This is a genomic window from Mariniluteicoccus endophyticus (assembly GCF_054780035.1).
Map to the genome: position 1 here is coordinate 92,352 of NZ_BAAGXC010000002.1, position 6,000 is coordinate 98,351.

Here is a 6,000-nt window from a genome sequence, read left to right on the forward strand (position 1 = left end):
CGGTGGTCGGAGGCCAACTTTTGGATGATTCGGCACGGTTTGGGGCATGGGCCTCGGCCAAGAGCGTGACCGCGCAGGGAGCGGACCACCCGGCGAGCGTCGGTGCGACGGGCCCCCTGTCGTAAGGAGCACGAAGGAGAAGCCCCGTCTCAGGCGGCTCAGTGACTGGTCGCGGGGGTGACGACTGCGACGACGACAGGGGACTCAGCGCGTCGCGCGAGCCGGGATTACGCGCGCAGCGTCAGGAGCGCGATCGCCGCGAAGTGGCAGGCGCAGCCGAGGACGGTGCCGAGGTGGAAGATCTCGTGAAAGCCGAACCAGCGGGGGACGGGGTTGGGGCGCTTCATGGCGTACGCGACGGCCCCGAGGGTGTAGCACAGGCCGCCGGCGACGATGAGGCCGAAGACGAGGCCGCCGCCGGTGCCGAGGAACTGGGGGAGCCAGCCGAGGGCGGCCCAGCCCATGCCGATGTAGAGGGCGACGTAGAGCCAGCGGGGCGCGCTGAGCCAGAGCACGCGGAACAGGAGTCCGCAGATTCCGACGATCCAGATGATCGTGAGGAGCAGGACGCGGGAGCGTCCGTGGAGCATGAGCAGCGACATCGGCGTGTAGGAGGCCGCGATGAACACGAAGATGTTGGCGTGGTCCATGCGTCGCAGCACGGCCAGCGCCTCGTCGCTCCAGGTGCCGCGGTGGTAGACCGCGCTGGTGCCGAACAGCATGAGGGCGCCGAGCAGGAAGACGATGTTGCCGACGCGGGCGGTCGGGGTCGGGGAGGCGGCCACCAGGACGAGGGCGCCGAGGACGATCAGTGGGGTCCATCCGGCGTGGAGCCATCCGCGGAGCAGGGGTTTCGCGGGGGTGGTCTCGGTGCTCTCCTCGAGGGCTTCCTCGACGTCGGGGTCTGCGGGACGATGGGCCTGCTGCGACATGCGAACCTCCAACCTACTGCTCCGTAACCTACGGGGCCGTAAGAAAAGGTACTCCCTGTTCGGGCCTGTGCCGAACTGCGGGCAGCAGTACTGCTCGGGGTGGGTCGACCACGGGGGTGGCTAGGCTGGCGACCATGGCCCGACCGGATCGCATCAGGGAGCTCGTGGAACGCGTGCATCCTGCTGGCCTGCTTTACTCGACGTACGAGCACCGGCTGCTCGCCGACATCGACCCCGCGCGCCTCCCGAAGCACGTGGCCGTGATGGCGGACGGCAACCGCCGGTGGGCGCGGATGAACGCACCGGGTCAGCCGCTGGTGGCCGGTTATCGAGCCGGGGCCGACAAGCTCGTCGAGTTCGTCGGCTGGTGCGACGAGGCGGGGGTCCAGGTCGTCACGCTGTGGGTGCTGTCGACCGACAACCTCAAGCGTGCCGAGGACTCCGAGCTGGTGCCCCTGCTCGCGGTGATCTGCGACATGGTCGACGAGCTGGCCGAGCAACGTGCGGTGAAGATCGTCGGTGCGCTCGACCTGCTGCCCGACGAGACGGCGGCCCGCTTGAGAGCGGCTGAGGAACGGGCGGAGGGCCGTACGGGGCTGCACGTGAACGTGGCCGTCGCATACGGCGGCCGCCACGAGCTGCGGGACGCGGTGCGCAGCCTGTTGGCTCGGGAGGCCGAGAAGGGGCGTACGCTCGCCGAGCTCGCGGAGACGGTCGAGATGGAGGACATCGCGGCCCATCTCTACACGGCTGGACAGCCGGATCCCGACCTGGTGATCCGCACGTCGGGTGAGCAGCGCATGTCGGGGTTCCTGATCTGGCAGTCGGCGCACAGCGAATTCTACTTCTGCGAGGCCCTGTGGCCCGACTTCCGCAAGGTCGACTTCGTGCGGGCGCTGCGCTCGTACGCCGCCCGCGAGCGCCGCTTCGGCAAGTAGCGAGCCCTTTCCCGGCGGGTCTGCTGGGGCACCAGTGACGAGCGGGGCGAGCGCTTCGTGAACCGCGGGGAAACTCTTCATGACCTGCACGACGCGCCGTGCGGCACGCCGACATCGGGCACCGGGCGCGCGTACCTTCGGAGCAACGGGCAGTGGGGAAGCTGCCCGCGACCCGGAGGCAATCCATTGCGTCGTCCAGCTCTCACGAGCCAGACCCGCGGGCCCGCACCAGGCCCTGACGTCCCCGAGTCCTGACCTGACAAACAGGTGGGGCCGGGTGAAGGTGACGCGCGGCTCCACAGAAGGAATCAACGTGTCCCAGACCAAGCCCCGCCGGACGCACGTGATCGATACCTCCGTGCTGCTGAGCGATCCCCACGCGATGAAGCGGTTCGCCGAGCACGAGGTCGTCCTTCCGATTGTCGTCATCTCCGAGCTCGAGGCCAAGCGCCACCACCCCGAGCTGGGATATTTCGCGCGCACGGCGCTGCGGAACCTCGACGAGATGCGCGTCACGCACGGCCGGCTCGACGCCCCGCTGCCCGTCAACGACCAAGGTGGCACCCTCCACGTCGAACTCAACCACTCCGACGAGTCGGTGCTGCCGAAGGGCTTCCGGCTGGGGGACAACGACGCCCGCATCCTCGCCGTCGCGCTGAACTTTCAGCACGAGGGCCATGAGGTCGTCCTCGTCTCGAAGGATCTGCCCATGCGCGTCAAGGCATCCTCGGTGGGTCTGCAGGCCGAGGAGTACCGGGCCGACGGGGTCGTCGAGACCGGCTTCACGGGTATGGCCGAGCTCGACGTCACGCCGCAGGACATCGACGCGCTCTACGAGCACGGCACGCTCGACCACGATGACGCCCGCGACCTCCCGATCAACACCGGCGTCGTCCTGCTGGGTGGGGGTTCGTCTGCGCTGGGCCGTGTCATGCCCGACAAGCAGGTTCGCCTCATCAAGTCCGATCGCGAGGCGTTCGGCCTGCACGGGCGCTCCGCCGAGCAGCGCGTGGCCCTCGAGCTGCTGCTCGACCAGGAGGTCGGCATCGTGTCGCTCGGCGGCCGCGCCGGCACCGGCAAGTCGGCGCTCGCCCTGTGCGCCGGACTGGAGGCCGTGCTCGAGCGCCGCCAGCACTCGAAGGTCATCGTCTTCCGCCCCATGTATGCGGTCGGCGGCCAAGAGCTCGGCTACCTGCCGGGCGGCGAGCACGAGAAGATGTCGCCGTGGGCCCAAGCCGTGTTCGACACCCTTGGCGCCGTTACGAACAAGCACGTCATCGACGAGGTGATGGACCGCGGGATGCTCGAGGTGCTCCCGCTGACCCACATCCGCGGCCGCTCGCTGCACGACGCGTTCGTCATCGTCGACGAGGCCCAGTCGCTCGAGCGGGGCGTCCTCCTCACGGTGCTGTCGCGCATGGGGCAGAACTCGCGTGTTGTGCTCACCCACGACGTCGCCCAGCGAGACAACCTGCGCGTGGGCCGGCACGACGGCGTCGTCGCGGTCGTCGAGAAGCTCAAGGGGCATCCGCTGTTCGCGCACGTCACCCTCACCCGCTCGGAGCGCTCACCCATCGCGGCGCTGGTCACCCAGATGCTCGAGGACCAGCCGAGCTGACCCCTCGAACCCGGGCGGGAGTGGATGATCCCCCTTGTCTCCGCTCCCGCTCGCTTCCCTATATAGGTCACGCGGCCAGACTCGGGGACGCAACCGCCACGGGCCGTTGACCGAAAGGCAGCATGGGCCCCTTCGACAAGATGAAGGACGCCTTCACCCCCAAGAAGGAGGCGGACGCCGCCAACGCCGTCCCCGCCGCTGAGGCCGAGGAGCGCGCCGCTACCGAGGCGCGCCTGCAGGCCGAGGAGAAAGAGGTGGCCGAGGCGCAGGAGCGCGCCGCCGCCGAGGAGCGCCTGCGCGCCGACGAGCAGGCCGTAGCCGACGCCGAGAAGGCCGCCAACGAGAAGGCGGCGGCCGAGGCCGCCGCCCAGGAGGCCGAGAACCGCCGCGTCGCCGGGGAGCAGGCCGCCGCCCGCGCCGAGGAGGAGCGCCGCAACGCCGAGGCCGAGGCCGCCCGCCACGCCGAGGAGGACCGCCGCAACGCCGAGGCTGCTGCCGCCGCCAAGCCGGCCGTGTCGACCCGCCGCGTGATCGACGTCGTCAACCACGACTCCGACCCCAACACGCGGACGGGCCAAGGCATGGACCCCGAGCTCGGCCGGCTCATGGAGGCCGCGCTGCGCAAGGCGCTGGCCGACAACGGGCTGCCGAACGCCAACAAGGACGACGGTGCGCTGGGCACGTCGTTCCTGGAGGCCTACTCGGTGTGGCAGGGCCACCTGGGCTACGACGGCGACGACACCAACGGCGTCCCCGGCCGCGCGTCGCTGGAGAAGCTCGCCGAGGCGACGGGCATGTTCCGCGTCGAGGACTGAGCCGTCACGCGAGCGGGTCCCGGCCACGGCCGGGGCCCAGCTCCTGCTTTCGTGGCCCGAACGCGAAGGTCCCCACGCTGGCAGGGCGTGGGGACCATCGGGTCGGGTCAGTGGCCGGTGTTGGCCAGTCCGCCGACGCCCGTCTTGGGATATGTGGGCGTGGGCATCGGGGCCGGGGTGGGCGCCGGGGCCGGCGGGGGCGGCACGCTCCCCGCGGGGGTCGCGGTGGGCGTCGCGGTCGGCGTGGACGTCGCGGTCGGCGTGGGCGTCGCGGTCGGCGTGGGCGTCGCGGTCGGCGTGGGCGTCGCGGTCGGGGTGGCCGTGGGCGTCGCGGTCGGCGTGGGCGTCGCGGTCGGCGTGGGCGTCGCGGTCGGCGTGGGCGTCGGGATCGCCGCGTACGCGTTGGTCGCGACCACCGGCACGACCTGCGCCTTGTCGGTGATGGTGAACTGCTGGTTCTCCCAGCGCGTGTCCAGCGTGTAGCCGGGCGCTGAGGCGTCGCGCTCGCTGACGGTGCACGTGGTGCCGACGGGGAAGACTTCCTGGGGCTGGACCGGGTCGCCGTTTGCGGTCGCGACGAGCGTGCCCTTCTGGTCGCCGCACTGGTAGTCGAAGGTGAAGTCCTTGTCGGCCTTGGCGTCGTTGCCGGTGACCTTCTTGGTGACCGAGAACGTGCCGGCCGGGAGCGTGGGCGCGACCATCGACCAGCTGAAGCCGGTGGTGGGGGCGTTCTTGGCCGCGCGCAGGTGGACCTCTAGGGAGGTGATGGGCTCGGTCGTGCGGAACACCTGGGTCATGTCATTGTTCGCCCCGCTGCTGGCCTCGATCGTGTAGACGCCGCGGTCGACCGTGACCGTGGGGGCCCCGCCGGTGCCGGAGTCGGCGTAGTAGTCCAGCCAATTGTCGGTCGACGACGAGGAGAACGTAATGCGCTCCTTCACGCCCTGGGCCACGACGTCGAGGTCGTTGGGCCCGATCACGGTCCCAGCCGGCAGGACGCCGTTCTCGAGGCCGGAGAAGTCGAGGCGCATGGTGTAGCCGCCGTCCCTCCCGACCCAGTAGTGCGCGCCGGCGAGCAGCGGGGAGAACTTGAACTCCTCGGCGCCGCGCAAGCCCGCGTGGCCGCCGTTGTAGCCCGTGGTGGAGTAGGCGACCGCGGGGGCGGTCTCGTCGGGGATGATCGAGCCGATGATGGTGCCGGCGTAGGCACGCGGCAGGATCTCGAAGGGGTTGGTCGGCGAGCCGTAGCGCTGGAGGAAGGCCCGGCCCTGCGGGTCGACGAATTTCATCTCGATGGGCCGGGTCTGGGTGCCTGCGTAACTCATTCCGTTCGGCAACTCGGCGGTCCTGCCGTCGATCGTCGTGATGACGGCGGCGGTGCCGCCGGTGCCGAACGCCGGATAGGGGTCGGAGGCCGGGTGGGTGGGGGTGAGGGGGGTGGGTGCGGCCGAGGCGGGGGAGGTGATGGCGAGGGCCGAGGCCAAGGCGACGGCCGCACCGGACGCCAGTCGAGCGGTGAGTCTCACGGTGGGGTTCCTTTGCTGGTTGTGCGGTCGTGCCAACTGGGCTGGTCGATCGACAAGCCCGCGCGAAGGAGACTACCCAGTCAAACCGTGTTCGGCCAAGTCTCCGCGTTGACTCATCAAAGATGCCCGCGTAGGTAGGGTCGTTGACTCATCTCAAGATGCCCGCGTGGG

5 protein-coding genes are annotated in these 6,000 nt (G+C 70.3%); 3 read left to right on the forward strand and 2 right to left on the reverse strand.

The features are described 5' to 3' along the window. Nucleotides 1-227: 227 nt before the first annotated feature. Complete coding sequence (gene trhA / locus ACYVGD_RS01550; protein ID WP_460741208.1) at nucleotides 228-932, reverse strand: PAQR family membrane homeostasis protein TrhA; 705 nt, start codon at nucleotides 930-932, stop codon at nucleotides 228-230. 134 nt (nucleotides 933-1,066) lie between these two features. Between trhA and ACYVGD_RS01555 the strand changes: the two genes are divergently transcribed. From ACYVGD_RS01555 to ACYVGD_RS01565, 3 genes are all read left to right on the forward strand, one after another. Next, complete coding sequence (locus ACYVGD_RS01555) at nucleotides 1,067-1,870, forward strand: isoprenyl transferase (protein ID WP_460741209.1); 804 nt, start codon at nucleotides 1,067-1,069, stop codon at nucleotides 1,868-1,870. Between the two features lie 313 nt (nucleotides 1,871-2,183). Further along, nucleotides 2,184-3,488, forward strand: a complete 1,305-nt coding sequence (locus tag ACYVGD_RS01560; protein WP_460741210.1) for a PhoH family protein — start codon at nucleotides 2,184-2,186, stop codon at nucleotides 3,486-3,488. Nucleotides 3,489-3,610: 122 nt separating this feature from the next. Next, on the forward strand, nucleotides 3,611-4,303 hold the full coding sequence (locus ACYVGD_RS01565) for a hypothetical protein (RefSeq protein WP_460741211.1): 693 nt from the start codon (nucleotides 3,611-3,613) through the stop codon (nucleotides 4,301-4,303). A 107-nt stretch (nucleotides 4,304-4,410) separates the two neighbouring features. On the opposite strand, the gene ACYVGD_RS01570 is transcribed toward ACYVGD_RS01565, so the two are convergent. After that, nucleotides 4,411-5,829, reverse strand: a complete 1,419-nt coding sequence (locus ACYVGD_RS01570) for a DUF5979 domain-containing protein (protein ID WP_460741212.1) — start codon at nucleotides 5,827-5,829, stop codon at nucleotides 4,411-4,413. Nucleotides 5,830-6,000: the final 171 nt, after the last annotated feature.